22 protein-coding genes are annotated in these 20,566 nt (G+C 63.5%); 5 read left to right on the forward strand and 17 right to left on the reverse strand.

Going from position 1 to position 20,566, the window contains the following annotated elements; all coding sequences use genetic code 11:
• Positions 1-8: 8 nt before the first annotated feature.
• From CFB40_RS33880 to CFB40_RS33935, 12 genes are all read right to left on the reverse strand, one after another.
• On the reverse strand, positions 9-1,469 hold the full coding sequence (locus tag CFB40_RS33880; protein ID WP_089433789.1) for an amino acid racemase: 1,461 nt from the start codon (positions 1,467-1,469) through the stop codon (positions 9-11).
• Entirely contained in the window at positions 1,466-2,740 is a 1,275-nt protein-coding gene (locus tag CFB40_RS33885) for a dicarboxylate/amino acid:cation symporter (RefSeq protein ID WP_089434025.1), read from the reverse strand. Before CFB40_RS33885 ends, CFB40_RS33880 begins: the two co-directional genes overlap by 4 nt.
• A 183-nt stretch (positions 2,741-2,923) precedes the next feature.
• Entirely contained in the window at positions 2,924-3,838 is a 915-nt protein-coding gene (locus CFB40_RS33890) for a LysR substrate-binding domain-containing protein (RefSeq protein ID WP_089433790.1), read from the reverse strand.
• 245 nt (positions 3,839-4,083) lie between these two features.
• Positions 4,084-4,404, reverse strand: a complete 321-nt coding sequence (locus CFB40_RS33895) for a high-potential iron-sulfur protein (protein ID WP_089429791.1) — start codon at positions 4,402-4,404, stop codon at positions 4,084-4,086.
• Between the two features lie 141 nt (positions 4,405-4,545).
• Positions 4,546-4,887, reverse strand: coding sequence for a cytochrome C oxidase subunit IV family protein (locus tag CFB40_RS33900; RefSeq protein WP_089429792.1), 342 nt, complete (start codon positions 4,885-4,887; stop codon positions 4,546-4,548).
• A 7-nt stretch (positions 4,888-4,894) separates the two neighbouring features.
• A complete protein-coding gene (locus CFB40_RS33905; RefSeq protein WP_089433791.1) occupies positions 4,895-5,614 on the reverse strand; it encodes a heme-copper oxidase subunit III family protein in 720 nt (239 codons plus the stop codon).
• On the reverse strand, positions 5,611-6,222 hold the full coding sequence (locus CFB40_RS33910) for a cytochrome c oxidase subunit 3 (RefSeq protein WP_089433792.1): 612 nt from the start codon (positions 6,220-6,222) through the stop codon (positions 5,611-5,613). The genes CFB40_RS33905 and CFB40_RS33910 overlap by 4 nt, the downstream gene beginning before the upstream one ends.
• A complete protein-coding gene (gene ctaD, locus CFB40_RS33915) occupies positions 6,219-7,979 on the reverse strand; it encodes a cytochrome c oxidase subunit I (RefSeq protein ID WP_089433793.1) in 1,761 nt (586 codons plus the stop codon). Before ctaD ends, CFB40_RS33910 begins: the two co-directional genes overlap by 4 nt.
• A gap of 31 nt (positions 7,980-8,010) precedes the next feature.
• Positions 8,011-9,159 (reverse strand): c-type cytochrome, encoded by a 1,149-nt coding sequence (locus tag CFB40_RS33920; RefSeq protein WP_089433794.1) that lies wholly within the window; start codon positions 9,157-9,159, stop codon positions 8,011-8,013.
• 104 nt (positions 9,160-9,263) lie between these two features.
• Positions 9,264-9,779, reverse strand: coding sequence for a hypothetical protein (locus tag CFB40_RS33925; RefSeq protein WP_089429797.1), 516 nt, complete (start codon positions 9,777-9,779; stop codon positions 9,264-9,266).
• Between the two features lie 216 nt (positions 9,780-9,995).
• A complete protein-coding gene (locus CFB40_RS33930; RefSeq protein ID WP_089429798.1) occupies positions 9,996-10,505 on the reverse strand; it encodes a DUF1269 domain-containing protein in 510 nt (169 codons plus the stop codon).
• A gap of 210 nt (positions 10,506-10,715) precedes the next feature.
• Complete coding sequence (locus CFB40_RS33935) at positions 10,716-10,931, reverse strand: DUF3820 family protein (RefSeq protein ID WP_047853223.1); 216 nt, start codon at positions 10,929-10,931, stop codon at positions 10,716-10,718.
• A gap of 124 nt (positions 10,932-11,055) precedes the next feature.
• Between CFB40_RS33935 and CFB40_RS33940 the strand changes: the two genes are divergently transcribed.
• Positions 11,056-11,244 (forward strand): hypothetical protein, encoded by a 189-nt coding sequence (locus CFB40_RS33940; protein ID WP_069250279.1) that lies wholly within the window; start codon positions 11,056-11,058, stop codon positions 11,242-11,244.
• Between the two features lie 270 nt (positions 11,245-11,514).
• On the opposite strand, the gene CFB40_RS33945 is transcribed toward CFB40_RS33940, so the two are convergent.
• Positions 11,515-11,856, reverse strand: coding sequence for a hypothetical protein (locus CFB40_RS33945; protein ID WP_089429799.1), 342 nt, complete (start codon positions 11,854-11,856; stop codon positions 11,515-11,517).
• 244 nt (positions 11,857-12,100) lie between these two features.
• The gene (locus tag CFB40_RS33950; protein ID WP_089433795.1) at positions 12,101-12,967 is read right to left on the reverse strand and encodes a LysR family transcriptional regulator; all 867 of its coding nucleotides are present in this window, start codon (positions 12,965-12,967) and stop codon (positions 12,101-12,103) included.
• A 179-nt stretch (positions 12,968-13,146) separates the two neighbouring features.
• Between CFB40_RS33950 and CFB40_RS33955 the strand changes: the two genes are divergently transcribed.
• The 3 genes from CFB40_RS33955 to CFB40_RS33965 all read left to right on the forward strand — a co-directional run bounded on the left by CFB40_RS33955 (position 13,147) and on the right by CFB40_RS33965 (position 16,010).
• The gene (locus CFB40_RS33955) at positions 13,147-14,145 is read left to right on the forward strand and encodes an NAD(P)H-quinone oxidoreductase (protein WP_089434026.1); all 999 of its coding nucleotides are present in this window, start codon (positions 13,147-13,149) and stop codon (positions 14,143-14,145) included.
• Positions 14,146-14,191: 46 nt separating this feature from the next.
• Positions 14,192-14,839 (forward strand): flavin reductase family protein, encoded by a 648-nt coding sequence (locus CFB40_RS33960; protein WP_089433796.1) that lies wholly within the window; start codon positions 14,192-14,194, stop codon positions 14,837-14,839.
• A gap of 367 nt (positions 14,840-15,206) precedes the next feature.
• Positions 15,207-16,010 carry a hypothetical protein gene (locus CFB40_RS33965; protein WP_089433797.1) on the forward strand — a complete coding sequence of 268 codons (804 nt, stop codon included), beginning with the start codon at positions 15,207-15,209 and terminating at the stop codon, positions 16,008-16,010.
• 142 nt (positions 16,011-16,152) lie between these two features.
• Here the strand turns inward: CFB40_RS33965 and CFB40_RS33970 are convergent, their stop codons facing one another.
• Together CFB40_RS33970 and CFB40_RS33975 are read right to left on the reverse strand one after the other, a co-directional pair.
• Complete coding sequence (locus tag CFB40_RS33970; RefSeq protein ID WP_089433798.1) at positions 16,153-17,181, reverse strand: methionine synthase; 1,029 nt, start codon at positions 17,179-17,181, stop codon at positions 16,153-16,155.
• Positions 17,182-17,207: 26 nt separating this feature from the next.
• Positions 17,208-18,194, reverse strand: a complete 987-nt coding sequence (locus CFB40_RS33975) for a DUF1852 domain-containing protein (RefSeq protein ID WP_089434027.1) — start codon at positions 18,192-18,194, stop codon at positions 17,208-17,210.
• Positions 18,195-18,464: 270 nt separating this feature from the next.
• Here CFB40_RS33975 and CFB40_RS33980 point away from each other — a divergent pair, with 270 nt between their 5' ends.
• Entirely contained in the window at positions 18,465-19,373 is a 909-nt protein-coding gene (locus CFB40_RS33980) for a LysR family transcriptional regulator (RefSeq protein WP_089430136.1), read from the forward strand.
• 411 nt (positions 19,374-19,784) lie between these two features.
• Here CFB40_RS33980 and CFB40_RS33985 read toward each other — a convergent pair whose 3' ends face one another.
• Positions 19,785-20,447 carry an OmpA family protein gene (locus CFB40_RS33985; RefSeq protein ID WP_089433799.1) on the reverse strand — a complete coding sequence of 221 codons (663 nt, stop codon included), beginning with the start codon at positions 20,445-20,447 and terminating at the stop codon, positions 19,785-19,787.
• Between the last annotated feature and the right edge of the window lie 119 nt (positions 20,448-20,566).

Here is a 20,566-nt window from a genome sequence, read left to right on the forward strand (position 1 = left end):
AAGCCGAATCAACCCCCTCCCGCTGTCGCATGGGCTATACACGCGCGCGCCAGCACGTCGGTCGGGTCGACCAGCGTCGCCCGCCCACCGTTTCGGGCGAGGTATTCGCCCCCCGGCAGCAGGATCGGCAGCTCGGTACATCCGAGCACGATCACGTTCACGCCGTCGGCAATCAACGCGTCGACGGCAGCGTCGATATCTTCCTTGCACTGTCCGGCCGTGAAGCCCGCCTTGACCCCCGCCTTTCCGTAGATCGCTTCCATCACGCGCGCCTGCAACGCCGGTGCGGGCGCGACTTGCCGGAGTCCTTGCTGCGCCAGCGCCTTTTCATACACGCCGCTTTCGATCGTGCCGGACGTCGCCAGTACACCGACCTCGCGTAGCGCCGGGTAGGTGTCGCGCAAGTGAGCGACCGTGACGGTCAGCATGTTGACGATCGGAATGTCGAGATACGGCTGAATCCGCTCGACGAATGCATGCGCGGTATTGCACGGAATCGCGATGACGTCCGCATCGCCGTCCTCGAGCTTCTTGCAGGTCGCGTACAAGGCGATCGTCGGGTCCACGCCGGCACCCACGAGATTCTCGGTTCGATCGGGGATTTGCGGATTCTGTTCAACCAGCAGCTTGATATGGTCCTGGTCGCGCGCCGCCGGCGTGTTGCGCACGATCTTGTCCAGGAAATCGACCGTCGCGGCCGGACCCACGCCGCCGACCACGCCGATCTTGAACGTCGATGCACGGGAGCCGAGCGGCGCCGATACCGCGTACTGCGCGTAGGCGAGATTCGAATCGATCAACGGCACCGGCAACGGACCGATTTCATCCGCGACCAGCGCAATCTCGGTCAGCCCCGGGACGATGACCTGCACGCCCTGATCAACCAGGTCCTCGCAAGCGCGGCGCAACAGCTCGACCGGACGGCCCCCGAGATTGCCGCGCTTGATGCCGTCGGCACCGTAGACGGCTTCCGTCACGAGATCGACGCCATCGTACGAACACGGATAGACGATGTCGAATGGCGGCGACGGGAAATACGCATCGAAGAGCCGTTTTTCCCGCAGATAGTCGGAAGCCAGCACGCCAATGCGTGTCGCGTCGGGATACTTGCGTTGCACATGGCTGCGAACGGCTTCGACGATATCCACGATTGGCAACCTCGTATTCGCCTTCAACTCGTCGATGAACGTGTGGCTCAGGAAACACGGGAGCACGACCGTCGTCACCCCACGCGCCTCGAACGCCCGGATCATGTCGAACACGTACAGCTTGCGTTCGATGGTCGCGGCACTGCCCGACCCCGCGCCATTGAACGGGTATTGCTCGAAAATCGCTTCGACATGCTCATCGTCGGAAGACGCCGGCGTCGCCTTCACCATCTTGAAGAACACGTCGGCGCTGCCCAGCGGCCCGAGGCCGCCGACTACGCCGAATTTTCTTCGGGTGTTCACGCTGTCCGTGCCCATCATGCATTCAGCTCCGGCTCGTCGAATACGGCGCCGTTCGACTTCACGGCTCGCCGGCCCTCCCACTTCGCGATCACTGCCGTCGCCACGCTGTTGCCGATCACGTTCGTCATCGTGCGCCCCATGTCGAGGATCTGGTCGATCGCGAGAACCATCGCGACGCCGGCCGCCGGCAGATGAAACATCGGCGCGACCGCCGCGACCACGACCACCGAGCCGCGCGGCACGCTCGCCATGCCCTTGCTGCTCAACATCAGCACCAGCAGCATGAACACCTGCTCCGACAGCGGCATGTGCACGCCGAACGCCTGGGCGATGAAGAGGGCGGCAAATGCCTGGTACATCATCGAACCGTCGAGATTGAATGCGTAACCCAGCGGCAACGTGAAGCCCACCACCTTCTTGTCGACGCCGAACTTCTCGAGCTGCTCGGTCAGCCGCGGATAGGCGGCCTCGCTGCTCGCGGTCGAGAAGGCGATCAGCGCGGGTTCGCGCACGGCCTTCAGCAGGCTCACGACGCGTCGCCCGAGAAACGCATGGCCGACGCCGATCAGGATCATCCAGAGGACGAGCAAGCCGAGATAGAACGCGCCGATCAGCTTTCCATACGTGTAGATCACGTCGAGCCCGCGCAGCGTGACCGACGACGCGATCGCACCGAATACGCCGAGCGGCGCCGCGCGCATCACGTAGTTCGTCAGGCGCAGCATCACCGGCACCATCCCGTCGATCGACTGGATCACGACGCCGACGCGCTTGTCGTGCTTCAGCGCACTCAGCGCGACGCCGAGAAAGACCGAGAACACCAGGATCTGCAGGATGTCGTTGCGCGCCATCGCGTCGAGCAGGCTGGTCGGGAACGCATGCGTGATCACGTCCCGGGCGTTCAGCGCGGCCGTATTCAAGCCGGTATTGACCTCGCCGGCGGTTGCCGTGAGGTTCAGGCCGGCGCCCGGCTGCAGCGCATTGGCCATGACGAGGCCCAGACTCAGCGAAATCAGCGACGCGCAGATGAACCACCCGATCGAGCGCAGGCCGATGCGCCCGACGTCCTCGCCGCCATCCATGCCGGCCAGGCCCGACACGAGCGTCACGAACACCAGCGGCGCGATGATCATCTTGATCAGGCGCAGGAAGATGTCGGTGACGATCGAGAAATAGCCGGCGATCGTCTTGAGCGCGCCCGGGTCCGCGATGTGGGTGTGGCAGAGATAGCCGGCGACGACACCGAGAATCATGCCGACTGCGATGCTTAAGGTAAGGCGATTTTTCATGTCCATCCGTCCGTGGTGGCACCCGGCCGCCGGAAGGCAGGCCGCCGCTGCGATGCAGGCAGCGCGACGCGGGTCACGCATCACATCTGCCGTTGGAACGAATGGTAGGGACCGTCGATAAAACCGTGATGCCGGTGCGACATGGCGGTATGCGAGCGCCGCATAAGGCGGGAAAACCCTGACTCAGCCGAGCCGCGAAGGCGCCGCGCGCAGGTGCTGCCAGAGCGTGTCCAGGAATTCACTCCGATTGGACACGTCGCGATATACGCGCAGTTCGACGTCGAGGTTCCACGCCGCCGGCCCGGCCGGCACGAGTTCGCCGGCGGCCAGTTCCGCCGCGATCGCGCTCCGGGGCAGCCACGCGACACCCTCGCCTTCCATCACGAGTTTCTTCAGCACCTCGGCCATGTCGGATTCGTAGTGCAGTTGCAAGGCCGGCGCATCCGGTGCGCGACCGAGCAGCAGCGCGAGGCATCGCCCGAAGTAGCTGGTTTCCGTATAGGAAATCAGCGGCAGCGGATGCTGCTTCGTCCCGGGAAGACGAAAGGCCGGCGCCGATCGACGGTTGGGCCTGCATGCCGGCATCAACGTATCGAGGCCCACGGTCAGGTGCTCATACTTCGCCGGGTCGAGATGGAGCGGCAGTTCCGGATGGTGATACGCAAACATGAGCTCGCAATTGCCGTTGACGAGCATCAGGATCGAATCATGGACATTGGTCGGAATCACGCGCGCCCGCACTTCGCCGAAATGCGGCGCGAGCGCCTTGAGCCAGACCGGCAGGAAACTCAGCGCGATCGTGTGGCCCGCGGCGATCTGCAGGCTCTTGCCGGCGATCCGCTGCTCGGTGCGGATGATGGCGCGCGTGTCGAACAGGCGGCTGAGCACATCCTCGGCCGTCTCGCGAAACAGGCGGCCCGCCGGCGTCAGCACCGGCGGAAAGCTGCTGCGATCGATCAGTTCGGCCCCGATCCACTGTTCGAGCGACTGGATGCGGCGGCTGAAACCCGACTGCGTGACGTTGCGGAACTCCGCTGCCCGGGAAAAGCTTTGATACTGAGCGAGGGCGAGGAAATCCTCGATCCATTTGATTTCCATGGTGGCCTTGGAGGATCGCGGTGGGATCGGCCTGCGCGTCACCGAAGTCAGGGTGACGCGCAGGCCGGCGGATGCTCACATTGTATGTGCTCGATCCGGCGCATCGCGTCGGCGTTCGCCATGGCGCCCGTGGCCGATCCGGACGTCGTCGTTCTGCATGCTCGCTGACGGGACGATATTCGCGGGCGACACCCCCGGCGACAACGGCGTTTCGGTTGCACGGCCGCCAGCCCATCCCTCCCTCGCTACGCCTTCTTCGTATAACTGTTGCACCAGCCTTTCGCATTGACCTGCTTGCCGCCGAAAATCGCGCACGCCCCCGTCGTGGCGCCGGCCTTGCCCTGGAAGAACTGGCAATTCGCACAGGCGTCGCCCGCGTGGAATTTCGGGTACTTCGCATGATCGACGCGGCCGGCATCCGCCTTGTAGCCGAGCGCCTGGGCATTCGCATCGGTTTCCTGCACGACACCGGCACCGGCATCCGCCGCCGTCGCGCGGCGTCCGACGGCGAGCGCGGAGGCCAGCACGGTGGTGACTGCAATGAAACGTCGGCGTGAAAATTTCATGGAATCCTCCCTTCAGGTTTGCGTGAACGGATGTCCGGAATGCGCCGTTCCCGGATGACGCGACGCCATCCGCTCCGAAACAGCGCCCGTCGATCGCGTGCGCATCGCGCCCATCACGCCGACGCACGATCGACGCTGTAATCAGCGAAAGAACAGCTCCCGCATCCCGAACGTGTGATGCGCTTCCGCCGCCATCAGCACCATGAGCACGAGCAGGCACAGCGGCGGGATCAGGATCGCGTACACGAGCGCCAGCCGCTCCCACATCATGTGCATGAAGATCGACACGATCAGCCCGGCCTTCGCGATCATCAGCACGACGATCAGCACCCAGCGCATCAGGCCCTGCACGTTGAAGTAGTCGACCAGGTACGACAACGTGCTCAGCACGAACAGCAGGCCCCAGATCTTCAGGTAGAGGCCGATCGGATGCTGCTGGCCGTGCGCGGCGTCGGGTCGATCGGCGGGATCGGTGTGCTCCATGGCTGCCTCACCACAAATAGAACAGCGCGAAGATGAACACCCACACCAGATCGACGAAGTGCCAGTACAGCCCGGCGATCTCGACGATCTGGAAGTTGCCGTGTTCGGTGAATCCCGGCTGCAGGATTTTGCGCGCGATCAGCAGCAGGTAGATCACGCCGCAGGTCACGTGAAAGCCGTGGAACCCGGTGATCGTGAAGAAGCACGCGCCGAACTGCGCCGCGCCCAGCGGGTTGCCCCACGGGCGGATGCCTTCATGAAAGATCAGGTTGCTCCATTCGAACGCCTGCAGCGACACGAAGGTCGCGCCCAGCAGCGCGGTCGTCAGCAACAACGCGGCAGCCGGCCGTGCGTTGCGCCGGTAGCCGAAGTTGACGGCCATCGCCATCGTGCCGCTGCTGCTGATCAGCGTGAACGTCATGATCGCAATCAGCAGCAACGGCACTTCCACGCCGCCCACGCTGAGCCCGAACACTTTCGCGGTATCGGGCCACGGTGCGGTGGTCGACATGCGCACCGTCATGTAGCCGATCAGGAAGCTGCTGAAGACGAAGGTGTCCGACAGCAGGAAGATCCACATCATCGCCTTGCCCCACGGCACCCTGAAGGCTTCGCGGTCGGACGACCAGTCGGTGACGATGCCGCGCCAGCCGTCGGGCCGCGCGTCGACGGGCGGCACCGCGGACGATTCGGCAGCGGATTCGGTGTGGGCCGTCGGCGCGGTCATGGCGCGACTCCATATAGCGGCCCGCAGACGGCAGCGACGATCCCGGGGGTCAGCCACCACATCGCCGCCAGCAACACGAGCCAGACCGCGAGCAGGAAATGCCAGTAGCGCGCGCACAGTGCGATGGCCCGTTGGGCCCGGAACGGGTCCGCGCGCCGGAGCTGCACGATCGTCACGCCCCACGCCGCCAGCCCGCCCAGCACATGCACTCCGTGCAGGCCGGTGAGCAGGTAGAGGAAGCTGTTGGACGGATTGACGGTGACGGTCTCCCCGGCTGCCGACAGCATCTGCCACGCAACCAGTTGCCCGATCACGAACACGGCCGCCAGCACGCCGCCGGCTACCAGCCACACCGTGCGGTACGGGCCTATCCGCCGGGCGCGCTGCATCGCGATGCTGGCCAGCGCCAGCGCGCCGGAGTTCCACCACAGCAGCGCCGGATGCGGGATCGGCTGCCAGTCGGGTTCGCGCATGCGCATCGCATAGGCGAACAGCAGCAGCGAGAACAGCGTCGTCGCCACCGCCATGAACACGGCCAGGCCGGTGCGGCCCGCATTCGGCAGGCCGGGTGGCGCATCGGGAACGAAGGGGCGCGGCAGCGTGGTCATTTGTGTGTCTCGCCGGGGTGGAGCGTCGGGTGGGCCGCCGCGGGTTCGGGCACCGTCGCGGGCGGCTGGTTTTGCGGCACGAAGTCTTCCGCCTGCCCCGGCGGACTGTATTCGTACGCCCAGCGGTAGACGACGGGAAGCGTCGGCCCCCAGTTGCCGTGCACGGGCGGCGTTTGCGGCGTCTGCCATTCGAGCGTGGTGGCCCGCCACGGGTTGCCGTCCGCACGCCGGCCGTGTCGGAGGCTCCACGCGAGGTTGAACAGGAACAGCAGCTGCGCCGCCGCGACGATCAGCGCGACGATCGTGATGAACGTGTTGAGCGTCTGCGCCGAATGCGGAATGAAGCTGTAGCCCTGATATGCGTAATACCGCCGCGGCATCCCCAGGATGCCGAGATAGTGCATCGGGAAATAGATCGCATAGGTGCCGACGAAGGTAATCCAGAAGTGCGCGCGCCCGAGCGTGTCGTCGAGCAGGCGGCCGGTCACCTTCGGGTACCAGTGATACAGGCCGCCGAACACCACGAGGATCGGCGACACGGCCATCACCATATGAAAGTGCGCGACCACGAAATACGTGTTCGACAGCGGGATGTCCACGCTGACGTTGCCGAGGTAGAGCCCGGTCAGCCCGCCCAGCACGAAGGTGCTGACGAAGGCGATCGCGAACAGCATCGGCACGGTCAGGTGGATATCGCCGCGCCACAGCGTCAGCACCCAGTTGTAGACCTTGAGGGCGGTCGGGACGGCGATGATGAGCGTCGTGGTGGCGAAGAAGAAGCCGAAGTACGGATTCATGCCCGCGATGAACATGTGGTGCGCCCAGACCACGAAGCTCAGCGCGCCGATGATTACGATCGCCCATACCATCATCCGGTAGCCGAAGATGCTCTTGCGCGCGTGCGTGCTGATGAGGTCCGACGCGATGCCGAAGGCCGGCAGCGCGACGATGTAGACCTCCGGATGCCCGAAGAACCAGAACAGGTGCTGGAACAGCAGCGGGCTGCCGCCGGCATGCTTGAGCGTCTGCCCCATCGACACCACGGCCGGGATGAAGAAACTGGTGCCGAGCGTCCGGTCGAACAGCATCATCACCGCCGACACGAACAGCGCCGGAAACGCCAGCAGCGCCATGATGGTCGCGATGAAGATGCCCCACACCGTGAGCGGCATGCGCATCAGCGTCATGCCGCGCGTGCGTGCCTGCAGCGTGGTGGTCACGTAGTTCAGGCCGCCCATCGTCGCCGCGACGATGAAGATCGCCAGCGACACGAGCATCAGCACGATGCCCCATTCCACGCCCGGCGTGCCCGGCAGGATCGCCTGCGGCGGATACAGCGTCCAGCCCGCGCCGGTCGGCCCGCCCGGCACGAAGAAGCTCGCCACCAGCACCAGCACGGCCAGCAGGTAGACCCAGTAGCTCAGCATGTTGAGAAACGGGAACACCATGTCGCGCGCGCCCAGCATCAGCGGGATCAGGTAGTTGCCGAAGCCGCCCAGGAACAGCGCCGTCAGCAGGTAGATCACCATGATCATCCCGTGCATGGTGACGAACTGGTAGTAGTGGTTCGCGTCGATGAACGCGAACTTGCCCGGAAAGCCGAGCTGCAGCCGCATCAGGTCCGACAGGACGAGGCCGACCAGGCCGATCGCGATGGCCGTCAGCGCGTACTGCACGGCGATGACCTTGTGGTCCTGGCTCCACACATAGCGGGTCCAGAAGCTGTGCGGGACGTGGTCGGTGTGCGCGTAGGTCATGGCGTGTGCTCCGTCTGCTTCGTCCGTTCCGCTAGGGCTGGGCCGCGGTGCTGGCGGCCGTCCCGCCTTGCGCCTTGATGTAGGCCACCAGCGCGCTCAGTTCCTGCTCGCTCAGGTCGAAGTGCGGCATGATCGGCGAGAAGCCCTTCACGACGCGGGCCGTCGGATTGCGGATGAACGCGCGCAGATAGGCTTCGTCCACCTTCGCGGTGCTGCCGTCGGCCATCGTTTCGGTCTTGCCGTACAGGCCCTTCCAGGTCGGGCCCACGAGCGGGCTGCCGTCCACGGTATGGCAGGCGACGCAGCCCTTGGCCGCCGCGAGCGTCTTGCCCAGGTTGGCCAGCGCCTGCGCGCTGCCGCCCGCGGCGGCCGGCGCGGCCTGCACGTGGGCCATCTGCTGCTGCGCGAACGTGGTCTGCTGCGCCAGCCAGCGCGAGAACGCGGCTTCGTCTTCCACCACCACCACGCCGCGCATGCCGGCATGCCCGATCCCGCAGAGCTGCGCGCACAGGATGTCGTAGCGCCCCGCCTGGGTCGGCGTGAACCAGAAGGTGGTCACCATGCCCGGCACCATGTTCATCCGTGCCCGGAACGGCGGGACGTAGAAGTCGTGCAGCACGTCGCGCGACCGGGTCAGGACCTGGACCGGCCGGTTGAGCGGCAAGTGCACCTCGGGACTGTCGATCAGGTAGTTGTCACGGCCGTTCGGGTCGGCGGGGTTCAGGCCGAACGGGTTGTCGTTGCTGATGTAGCGCACGTCGGTCGTGCCCAGCTTGCCGCCGGGCCCGGCGAAGCGGAAACGCCATTGCCATTGCTGGCCGAGCACCTCCATCTGCAGCGCGTTGCGCGGCGGCCGGATGTAGTCCGCGTAGACGAACAGGCCCGGCGCCAGCAACGCCGCCACGCCGACGATGGTCAGGCCGATCAGCCACCATTCCAGTTTCCGGTTGTGCGGTTCGTAGGCCGCACGGTGCCCGCTGCGGTGGCGATAGCGCACCAGGGCGACCACGATGAACAGGTTGATGGCGATGAAGAATGCGCCGGTGATGACGAGCGTGATCGTCAGCATGTCGTCCATGCGCACCCAGTTCGACGCGATCGGCGTGATCCACCACGGACTGGCAAAGTGAAACCCCACCGCCAACAGGATGATCAGGACCAGGGCAATCGCAAGGGCCATAGGCCGCCTCGCTGCATCTCACTCACCGGCACCGCCGACACCGGGTTCCGTGTCTCCCGCGGGCGCCGCGTGTTCAAGCGCGGCGCTGCGGGAAACGCGATGGGTCAGTCGTCCACGTTCTGCTTGCGCAATCGCTCCAGCCTGCCGTAGGTGATGGCCGCCACCACGCCGAACAACAGGTTGGCCAGCAAGGGCCCGGAACCGCGCTCGGAGACGAACCACGGGAACACGGCCGTCATCACGTAGAAGTTCCACCCATACGCGACGATCCCGAACGCCAGCCCGATCGCGGCTTCCATGCCCACGCTCGAATCGAGGCGGAAAGGCGCCATGATCGCGGCGAGCATCATCCCCATGATCGCGCCGAGCACGTAGTGCAGCAGCAGTGCCATCGCCACGATTTCGAGGTTGAATTGCGTCATCTGGCCGAGCGCGCTGCGGCCCATCACCATCGCCGCGATCTTGTGGGTCGGTTGCCACGGGCTCGAGCCGAGCACCAGGGTCGACCAGACGAATTCCAGCGCGATCACCAGCGCGCCGCCCGCGAGACCGGCCACGGCAGCGGCGACCCAGTCGGGCGTACGCCGCTCCCAATGGTGCGATTGAATGTGCAGTTCCATACGACCTCCTTGCCGACCGTTCGACGTCGGCACTTCGGTTCCGAAGGCGTCACGCGCGTCGGACCCGCGTCTCTTGCGCGATTCGGGATGGCGGACAGGGTTGCCTGCGCAACGTGCGAGCGACCCGCTCCACGCGCGGCCTGCGGTCGCGGTCGTGCGCTCGACGCAACGCGTCGATGCCCCCGGGTGTCTGGCAGGCCGGCTTGCTGTCGCGCGTCAGGGGAAGATCGGTGACGTCGGTTCGGCGCCTTCCAGGTCCGCCTTTGGAAAATGCTGGGCGACCATTTCTTCGATTTCCTGCTCTCGCAATGCCGGCACGTCGGCCATGATCAGGATCTGGCCTGCCTGGATCGCCTCGCGAAATCGCTGGAGTCGCGCGTTCGGCTCGGCGATGCCGATCATCGCGGCGGTCCACGCCCCGAATCCCGCGCCGGCCAGCGTCAAGCCGACGACGGCGCCGCCCGCGATCACGAGCTCCGCCGGCGGAAAGACGAGCGCGACGAGGCCGATCAGCGCACCGGCCGCGCCGCCGAGCGCGACGCCGCGCTCGAGCGCATGCACGACATCGCTGCTTTGCAGCAACGATGCTTCGGGCAACTGATCGAGTGTGACGCTGTGGTCGGCGAGAACGTGGATATGGCGCCAGACGATACGTGCGCGCAATAGATCGTCGACGATGGCCTTCGCCATCTGGGTATCGGGTACGAGGAAATAAAGGCGTCTCATGTTGGCACCCCTTTTCTTGCCATCAACGCGTCCACAAGGGACTGTTTTCTATTCTATGTCAGCATCGGCGACACGCCAGGTGCATGCGGGCCACGGACGGGGTCGCATGCGAGCATTCGCCCCGCATGGCAGGTGGGGTTGAAACGCGGTGGTAGTTGTCGATCACGGACGACCGATGCGGGGGCCCGGGACATTCGCCCCCGACTGGCGCTATCCGCGTTTGCGCAACGGCGCCAGCAAGTCCCGCAGGCCGTTGTGGTCGATCTCGTGCATCAGCGCGAGCTGCCGCCCGATTTCTCCGCGCGGAAACCCTTCGCGCGCCAGCCAATTGAGGTAAGGCCCGGGCAGGTCGGCAATCAGCCGGCCTTTGTATTTCCCGAAGGGCATGATGACGGTGACGAGCTGTTCGAGGTCTGGATTTTGCATGCGGGTATTGTGCCCGGCTTTTCGGTCCTGTCGCAGATCTCGCGAAAAGGACTCAGCGAACCACCTGCGCCCCTTTTCTGGCCTGCTAGACTGGAATTCCCCCCTGCACACGATGGAGGGAATCATGTTGTCCGTCTACGTCGTGAAGACCGGCGAGCAGTTCCTCTGCACCGCCGAGGATGGCGATATCGGCATGGCACCGGCGGTTGAGGATGCCACGTCGTTTGGTTCGTATGAGGAAGCGGAAAAGGCCGCGCACGTGCATGCCGACCCCGGATACGAAATCGTCGCCGTCTGTGTAATCAGGCACTGACAGGGCGCCCGCTGCCGGGCGCCACGCGACGAGATGCGGCTCGCAGTTCCGCTGGCGCCACGCGACATGGGGTGGCGCGATGGACTTTGCCCGGAATTACCTGGGAACCGATGGATTGCGTATCGGGGGTCTCTCAATGGGATCGCCGCGCGCGTCGGCATTCCCGCTGTGTACGCTCCGATACAACGCGCGTTTCCTGAAACGCCTGGCATCCGGCGCGCATTCCTCGTATGCGGCGCTGCGGGAGTTCGGAGCGTCGCTGCTCCGCTGTTATCGTCTGGGCCCTTTCATGCCCTCCGACTCCATGGCCGCATGCCACTCCTCATTCGCCTCGATGGGGTCCATCTCATCGTCGACGGAGGCCGTCGCGCGCTCGGCGGCCGCTCTGGCTTCGTCTGCCGGGGACGCAAAATCACCGTCGCCATCACGATCGCCATCGCCGTCACCGTCGCCCGGGGGCTGCAGCATGTCCTTGAGCATCGCGCTCAGCTCCGGCGTGTCCCATGGCAGCCCACGCCGAGTCCGATCCTTGATGTAGTGCCTCACCTCCGCGTCCTGCTCCACGGTCAGCGGCAGCCCTCGGAAGGTGCTTTGGGGGCCAGCGTCGATCATCGCATTCTCCTGCTTCTAGGGCATTTCCAGTGTACTCGCCATTGCGAGCCCGTGAGCAGTGATTACGGCGCGCTTGCGGCTGATCAAACGTGTGGGCTCGACGGGCGCGCGGCCGCCCATTTCAGGCACCCGCCTGCGATGGGTCGATACCGATGAAAGTTTCGCGAGATTTCGCGACCCGCTTATCCGGTAGTTCAGGGGGAAGAAGTGACAACCTCCACTGCCACAAGCACAGTATTCGCTGCTATCCGCCGAACGCAACGACGATCTCTTCGATCGTCACGCGGATGCGCGCCGTATGCCGCAGATCCTGATGCGTGACGAGCCAAACCTCATACGACGCGTCGTTTGTACGGTCCGGCCAGATCCGCACAAGGCCGTCTCGTTCGCCCATCGGCACGGGTATCTCGCTGATGCCGAGCCCGGCCTTGAGTGCCGCGCGCAACGTCAGGTTCGTGTTCAGCCGTGCGACGATGCGGCCGTCCGTCAGCGGTTCCCCGACGAACGCCGGCACCCGCGCCTTGGCGAAATACGGCTGGTAGACGACGAGATCATGCCCGGCGAACCGCTCGCCCGGCACCGGTTCGCCATGGCGCTGCACATAGTCGGGCGACGCGAACAGTCCGACTTCCCAGCGCGCCAGACGGCGGGCGAGCAGATCTGGATTTCGGGGCTTGACGGTCCGGATCGCGATGTCGGCTTCGCGCTTCGCGAGATTGAGGAGCAGGCTCGTCGTGTCGAGCATCACCGATACGTCCGGATGCTTCGCATGCAGGCGCTCGAGGGCCGGCATCACGAACTCGTGTGCCAGCGCATCCGTCGTCGATAGCTTCACCTCGCCGGCGAGCCGCTTGTCCACGCCTTGCGTGTGGCGCACGAGATCGTGTGCGGATTGCTCCATCGCCTCGGCTGCACGGATCGCGATCCTGCCGACCGGCGTGAGTTCATAGCCGTTCGACGTACGCAGGAACAGCGTCGCGCCGAGCGCGTGCTCGAGCGCCGCAAGCCTGCGGCCCACCGTGGCCTGATCGATGTCGAGCGCGCGAGCGGCGGCCCGCAAGGTCCTTTCCCGATGGAGCGCGACGAAGATGCGCGCGTCGTCCCAGTTCATGTCGCCCCCGGCGTGATGCAAATTTGCATCATACGTCCAGCAATTCTCTGCACGTCAAACACAGGCCGCGCGATTACACTTTTTTCAACCGATGCGGCGGGTCGCTCGAATCCGCGGCGCATCCGGCATTTTAAAAGGATGAAGTCGTGTCACACGAAACGAAAGGCATTCCCGCGGCGATGACCGCGATCGACATTACGCAGCCGGGCGGCCCGGATGTGCTGGCACCCGTGCAGCGTCCTGTTCCCGCACCGGCCGACGACGAAGTGCTGATCCGCATTCATGCGGCCGGCGTGAACGGTCCTGACGTGCTGCAGCGCAAAGGGTTGTACGATCCGCCACCGGGCGCGTCGGACATTCCCGGGCTCGAAGTCGCGGGCAAAATCGTGTCCGTCGGGCGCGACGTGACCCGGTTCGCGGTCGGCGATCTCGTCTGCGCGCTGGTGCCGGGGGGCGGCTACGCGGAGTACGCCGTCGCGCACGAAAGCAACACGCTCGCGGTTCCCGATGGTCTCACGATGGTCGAGGCGGCCGCGATCCCCGAAACCTTTCTGACGGTATGGCTGAACCTGTTCCAGCGCGGCAAGTTCAAGGCTGGCGAAAGCGTGCTGATCCACGGCGGCGCATCGGGGATCGGCACCACGGCGACGATGCTCGCGAAGGCGTTCGGCGCCTCGAAGATCATCACGACGGTCGGCTCCGACGCGCACCGCACCGCAAGCATCGCGCTCGGTGCCGATGTCGCGGTTGACTACCGCAACGAGGATTTCGTCGAGGAAGTCATGCGCGCGACGGATGGGCGCGGCGTCGACGTGGTCGTCGATATCGTCGCCGGTGATTACGTCGCGCGGAATTACGCGGCGGCCGCGATGAACGGCCGCATCGTGCAGATCGGCGTGATCAAGGGGCCCGCGCCAGCACTGGACCTGTTCCCGATGCTGGCGAAGCGCCTCATGCACATCGGCTCGACGCTGCGCTCGCGCACGCACGAGGAAAAGGCGGAGCTGATCGAGGATCTCAAGCGATCGGTGTGGCCGCACATCCGGCGTGGCGCGGTGAAGCCCGTGATCCATCGGACCTTCGATCTCGACGATGCGCGCGGCGCGCATGCGCTGATGGACTCGGGCACGCATATCGGCAAGATCGTGCTGACGACCCGGGCGGCAGGCGTAGACTGACGCGCGGCTCCGGCCACCTGACATGACTCACTCCCCGATCAAAACCATGACTGATACACGCTACCACTACTACGAACCGTCACAAGGCCATGGATTGCCGCACGATCCATTTAATTCGATTGTCGGTCCAAGGCCTGTCGGATGGATTTCCACGCGCGGCAGCAACGGCATGCTGAATCTCGCGCCATACAGCTTTTTCAACGCCTTCAACTACCATCCGCCGATCATCGGCTTCTCGAGCATCGACGCGAAGGACAGCCTACGCAACGTGCAAGAAACGGGGGAATTCGTGTGGAACCTCACCACACGCGATCTCGCCGAAAAGATGAATGCAACATGCGCAATGGTGCCTTACGAAGTTGACGAGTTTGAAGTGGCCGGGCTGACCCCCGCTCCGTCTCGGCAAGTCGCCGTTCCACGCGTGGCAGAGAGCGGTGTCAACTTCGAATGCAAGCTCACCGATGTGATCCAGCTGCGCGATCACAAAGGCACGCCTGTCACCACATGGCTCGTGCTGGGAGAAGTCGTGGCGGTTCACATTCGCCAGGACTTGCTTAAAGACGGCACCTTCGACACCTTCGGCGCAGGCATCATTCTTCGGGCAGGCGGCCCATCGGCCTATGCGCTCGTCGCACCCGAGAGTCGATTCGATATCGGGCGCCCGCCCGGGGCGAATCCCCCCGTCGCACGATGACGGAGGGTGGCGCAGTCGGCTCGTGAAGGGCCGTTGGACCTCGGAAGCTGCCGCTGACTTGTTCCCGGACCGAGCGGCTGTCGAGGGTCGAAAGTGCGTGTTCGCTAAGCCTGACGGCAGGCGTTCGGTGCAGATCCTCAGCCGAACGTCCGCAAGGCAGCGTCAAGTCGACCGGCCGCGACCAACACGTGAACGCCCGCAAAGGCCGAGCACTTGCCGCTCAGCGCAGGCACGGAGCCACCGATATCCGGTTGAACAGCCGTTGAGGCTGCGCGGGCTCCAACGGCGGCAGTGGACCGATTGATCGCCATGTCCTCCACGAAACAATCGACAACTTGGAACTATACTGGGCAACCAGGAGGCTTCCATGACCGATCACGACAGACTGCATCCACTCCGTCCGCTCCTGAAAAACTGGGTTTGGGAGCATGGTCGAATCGGGACTCGCTATCTCGACTGCGTAGATGGCGAAATCAGGTTTGACGAGGGCAAGAAGTCGCATTTCGCGGCCGAGAAATATATCTATGTGCCCCTTGGCAAGGGCGCTGAAGACGATGCATCCGCGGAGGGGCCTGCGATCCACGAGGCTGGACTTGCCCGGTTTTTGCGAGCCGCGCAGCTGGGCACGCCGGAGGAAGCCGGTTCGGCAGCGGATGTCCAGCGCGCAGTGCAGGACTGCGTTGAGATTGGCCTGTTCAGCGCATATCAATGGGAGGCACGAGAGGCGTTTGCCCGATACGCGCAGGAACCCATGTTCGATGACGAGATCCGCGCGGCGGTTGTCGACGACATCCGGCGTATTTACGCCGGCATGCGGGAGCAACTGGCGCTGTACGATTTCAGTGTGCTCCACGGCTTGCCCACGCCGCTGCTTATCGGCGACACGCCCTTCATCGACTGGCGCCAGCGTGCCAGTCCGGCACTCCCGTTTGTATCGCTCCCGCTGGGTCCTTACTGCCTGCTGGTAGGCGCGCCGTCAGGCAGGAAAAGCCGAATCGCCCCGGTCGTCTGGAAGGCCGCTGCCACGATGGGCCCGTTGAAGGATCACAACCGCCAAATCGAGGAGCAGGCACGTCTGTGGCTGGTGGCGACCACGGACGACCAACTCGTCGCTGCGCAAAGTCGCATTGCCGCGGCCGTCGGCTCCAGGCAAGGGAATGTGAAGCCCTGACCGACGTTCACCTTAAGCAGATCGTCGGCGGTGGCTGAGTGAAAGACCGGCACGTGAAGCCGACCGGTTCGCCATCGACGTGTGATGCGATCACCGTGATACCGGATGCATGGTGGCCGAGCGCTTCGACGTCAGTTCGGACCTAGTTCGAGAGGTCCTTGCGGACGATTTCCGCACCCGCGCTCAACGCACTCAGCTTGCCTCTCGCGACTGCACGCGACAACGGCGCCATGCCGCAGTTGGTGCAGGGATAGAGCTTGTCGGCATCCACGAACTGAAGTGCTTTTCGCAACGTACCGGCGACTTCCTCGGGGGTTTCAATGGTATCGGTCGCCACATCGATGGCCCCCACCATCACCTTCTTGCCCCGAATGAGTTCAATCAGATCCATGGGAACGCGCGAGTTGTGACATTCCAGCGAGACCATGTCGATACTGGATTTTTGCAACTTGGGGAAGGCTTCCTCGTACTGCCGCCACTCCGACCCCAGCGTCTTCTTCCAGTCCGTGTTGGCCTTGATGCCATAGCCATAGCAAATATGCACGGCGGTTTCACACTTGAGACCTTCGATCGCTCTTTCCAGGGTCGCGACGCCCCAATCATTCACCTCATCGAAGAAGACATTGAATGCGGGCTCATCGAATTGAATGATATCGACGCCGGCAGCCTCCAGTTCCCTGGCTTCCTCGTTCAGGATCTTTGCGAACTCCCAGGCCAGTTTTTCGCGACTCTTGTAATGATCGTCGTACAGCGTATCGATCATCGTCATCGGCCCCGGCAACGCCCATTTGATGGGTTGGCTCGTTTGCCGGCGCAGGAACTTGGCATCGTCAACGAAAACCGGCTTCTGTCTCGCCACCGCATCAACGACCGTCGGCACGCTGGCGTCATAGCGATCGCGAATTCGAACGGTCTTGCGGTTCTCGAAATCAACGCCGCTGAGGTGCTCGATGAACGTGGTCACGAAATGCTGGCGCGTTTGCTCGCCGTCACTGACGATATCGATGCCCGCATGTTGCTGCTCTTGCAACGACAGGCGCAAAGCATCCTGTTTGCCCTCGATCAACACCTCGTCCTGCAATTTCCACGGTGACCAAAGTGTCTCGGGTTGTGCGAGCCACGAAGGTTTAGGCAAACTGCCGGCGGTTGAAGTGGGTAGAAATTTTTTCACGGTAGACGACCTCGTGTTTTTGTTGGTCAAAGCGCGTAGTCCGCAGACCACTGCTCGAGAATGGCCTGGTATGGCTTGATAAATTGCTCTTCGACAAACCTGCCCTGTTCGATAGCCAGCCGGCTACGCTCTTCCCGATCGTAAACAATCCGGGTGAGCGAAAAATCCTGATGCTTCAGACTCGGTTGGTAGGATTTTCCTGCCGGAGAATTCGCATTGTAAATTTCGGGCCGGTAAATTTTCTGGAAGGTATCCATCGTGCTGATGGTGCCGATGAGCTCCAGATTGGTGTAATCGCCCAGCAAATCACCGGTAAAATAAAAAGCCAGCGGTGCGACACTATTCGGTGGCATGAAATAGCGCACCTTCATTCCCATTTTTTCGAAATACTCGTCAGTCAAGGAATACGCGTCCTGCCGGTATTCGATACCCAACACGGGGTGCCGATTTGCCGTCTGATGATAGGTCTTGCTACTCGAAACGCTCAGACATATAACGGGCGGTTTCGCGAAATTATCCTTGTAGGCGCTCGACTTCACGAAGGACTTGAACAGATTCCCGTGCAGGTCGCCAAAGTTATCCGGCGTACTGAAGCCGGGCTGATTCTTGTTGTGCTCCAGCAAGACCACACTGAAATCGTAATCTCGCACATAAGAGGAAAAATTATTTCCCGCGATGCCGTCAATGTGTTTGTTGTTTTTTCGATCGAAAATATTCGTCTTCAGTATTTCGATCAAGGGCAGCGCGGCACTGCCCCGCTCGCCGCCGATATTCATTTCGACCGAAATGATTTCAAGCTTGACGGCATAGCGATCGCCTTTGGGATTGTCCCAATGCGCCATCGCATTGAAGCGATTGTCAATCATCCTGAAGGTATTGCGCAAATTCTCCTGACGACTCTTTCCTCTGGCGAGGTTCGCAAAATTGGTCGTGATGCGCGTATGGTCGGAAGGCTGATAGTCCTCATCGAAACTGACGCTTTTAATAGCAAATGTAAACTCTTGACTCGTCATGATCTTGCGCCCCAGATTTCGAAATGAAAACCGCATCTGCTCCATGCCTTTCGATGCGGCTCGCTTTTCTTTTCCGATGAACGAATGTGACGTTGGGCCATGGCCGACTGGATATGAATCGATTTCAACCAACCAAGAGCGATGCTCACGGTGCGGTGTATCCGGTTCACATCGGAAGAAAAGTAACTGGCAGCGATGATATAGTTTCCATTGCATGAATAAAAATGGATTTATTTCATGCAAACATTAAATTTGTTCATGGAGTGGTCGATGCTGGATCGCAATCATCTGATGGTCGTGCGGGAAGTGGAGCGGCAGGGCTCGCTCACGGCCGCGGCCGATACGCTCAACCTCACGCAGTCGGCGCTCAGCCATGCCGTGAAGAAGCTGGAGCAGCAGCTCGGTACGCCCGTGTGGGCGCGCGAAGGACGGACCATGCGGCTCACGCAAGCCGGACAGTACCTGCTGAGCCTCGCGAACCGGTTGCTGCCGCAATTCGAACTCGCCGAGGAGCGCATGAGGCAGTACGCGCAGGGCGAGCGCGGCACGTTGCGGATCGGCATGGAATGCGCGCCGTGCTATCAATGGCTGCTGAAGGTGGTGTCGCCGTATCTCGCGCACTGGCCGGATGTCGATGTCGACGTGAAGCAGCGCTTCCAGTTCGGCGGCATCGGTGCGTTGATCGGCTATGAAATCGACGTGCTCGTCACGCCCGACCCGCTCAAGAAACCCGAACTGCATTTTGAGCCGGTGTTCGATTACGAGCAGGTGCTGGTGGTTGCCGATGATCACCCGCTGGCCGGAGAAGCGTATGTCACGCCGGAACAGCTGACGCACGAGGTGCTGATCACGTATCCCGTCGAAACGGACCGGCTCGATATCTACACGCAGTTCCTCACGCCCGCGAACAGGGTGCCGAAGCGCCACAAGGTGATCGAGACGACCGACATCATGCTGCAGATGGTGGCGAGCGGCCGTGGCGTGGCGGCGTTGCCTCGCTGGCTCGCGGAAGAATACGCGGGCTGGATGCCGCTTACACCCGTGCAACTTGGAAAGAAGGGGATTGCGAAGCAGATTTTCCTCGGCACGCGCAAGACGGATGACGACGTCGATTATCTTGCGGCGTTTGTAAAGGCTGCGCGGGAATGGAAATGGGCGGACGCGAAGATGCGAGACTAGTTTTGCAATTGGGACATGAACAAAACTGATTGCTCCCGCAACGGGCCGCTTTCCGCGCCTTCGTGCTTGTCGACCCGCGCTGCAGTCGAGCCCGCGTCAGCCACGCGACCATTGCAGCCCCGCACCTCCGCCGAAGTCTCTCTCATCCCTTTTCACGCAGCGGCACCGGGCATTGCTTGCGCCCCGCGCAGCAACACGTTGGCGGGCGCCGATGAACCCACGACATCGGCGTCCACCAACCGGCCCGCGGGCCGTCGTGCCGCGTCGTCGTCCGCGCGATGGCGGCATCGCGCACGCCCATCGCGACGCGTTGCCTGATTCGACCGCCAGCGTCTCCGAACGGCGCCACAGCCGCAAGCGAGAGCCGTCCGTTCGCGACGGCCACGCCTGCGGCAACCCAGTGGCGACGCCCTACTTCCGCAGCGAGATTTCCACCCGGCGATTGCGCGCGCGCCCTTCGGCGGTCTCGTTCGATGCGGTCGGATTGGTTTCTCCATGTCCCGTCGCCGCGACCGCATCCGCCTTCAGCCCGTGTTCGCGCAGATACCCCGCGACGGCATCGGCGCGGCGCTTCGACAGGGCCTGGTTGTGTGCATCCGAGCCGGTCGCGTCGGTATAACCGTCCACTTCCACACGCGAGAAGTGCCGGTCGCCCTGCTGGCTCAGCAAACTGTCGAGCGCGGCGGTGGCGGCGGACGTCAGCACGGCGGAGTCGGTCGCGAAGTACGCATCGCCGGTCAGGCTCACCTTCTCGACCGCGACGGGCGCCGGTGCGGCCGCCGCGGCGACCGGCGCGGGTGCCGCACCGCACTGGAACACGATCGAGTGCGGATCGGCGCCGTCGCGGTACGGCGTCGTGGAATCGACCTTGCGCACGGCCTCGTTGCCGCACATGCGCGTCGCGACCTTCATGCAGGTATTGGCGCTCGACAGGATGCCGTGACAGTCGACACGGAACGTCCGGATGCCGTCGCGGGGCTGAAGTTCGTATGCGTTGTACGTCGGTCCCGATGCGCTCGAACAGGCCGCGAGGGAAACGACGGACGCCAGCAGTGCAAGATGAATGTTTTTCACGTGAGGACTCCGAAAATGCGAGGGGCGCAGCGCGGGCGGCGCAATGGTGCAGCCGCATCCGCGTGCGTGTGCGTTCGACGCGGTCCGCCCTGGCAGTGCATGCCGGCGCGAACCGCAGC

The organism is Burkholderia sp. AU31652 (assembly GCF_002223155.1).
Taxonomy (GTDB): Bacteria; Pseudomonadota; Gammaproteobacteria; order Burkholderiales; family Burkholderiaceae; genus Burkholderia.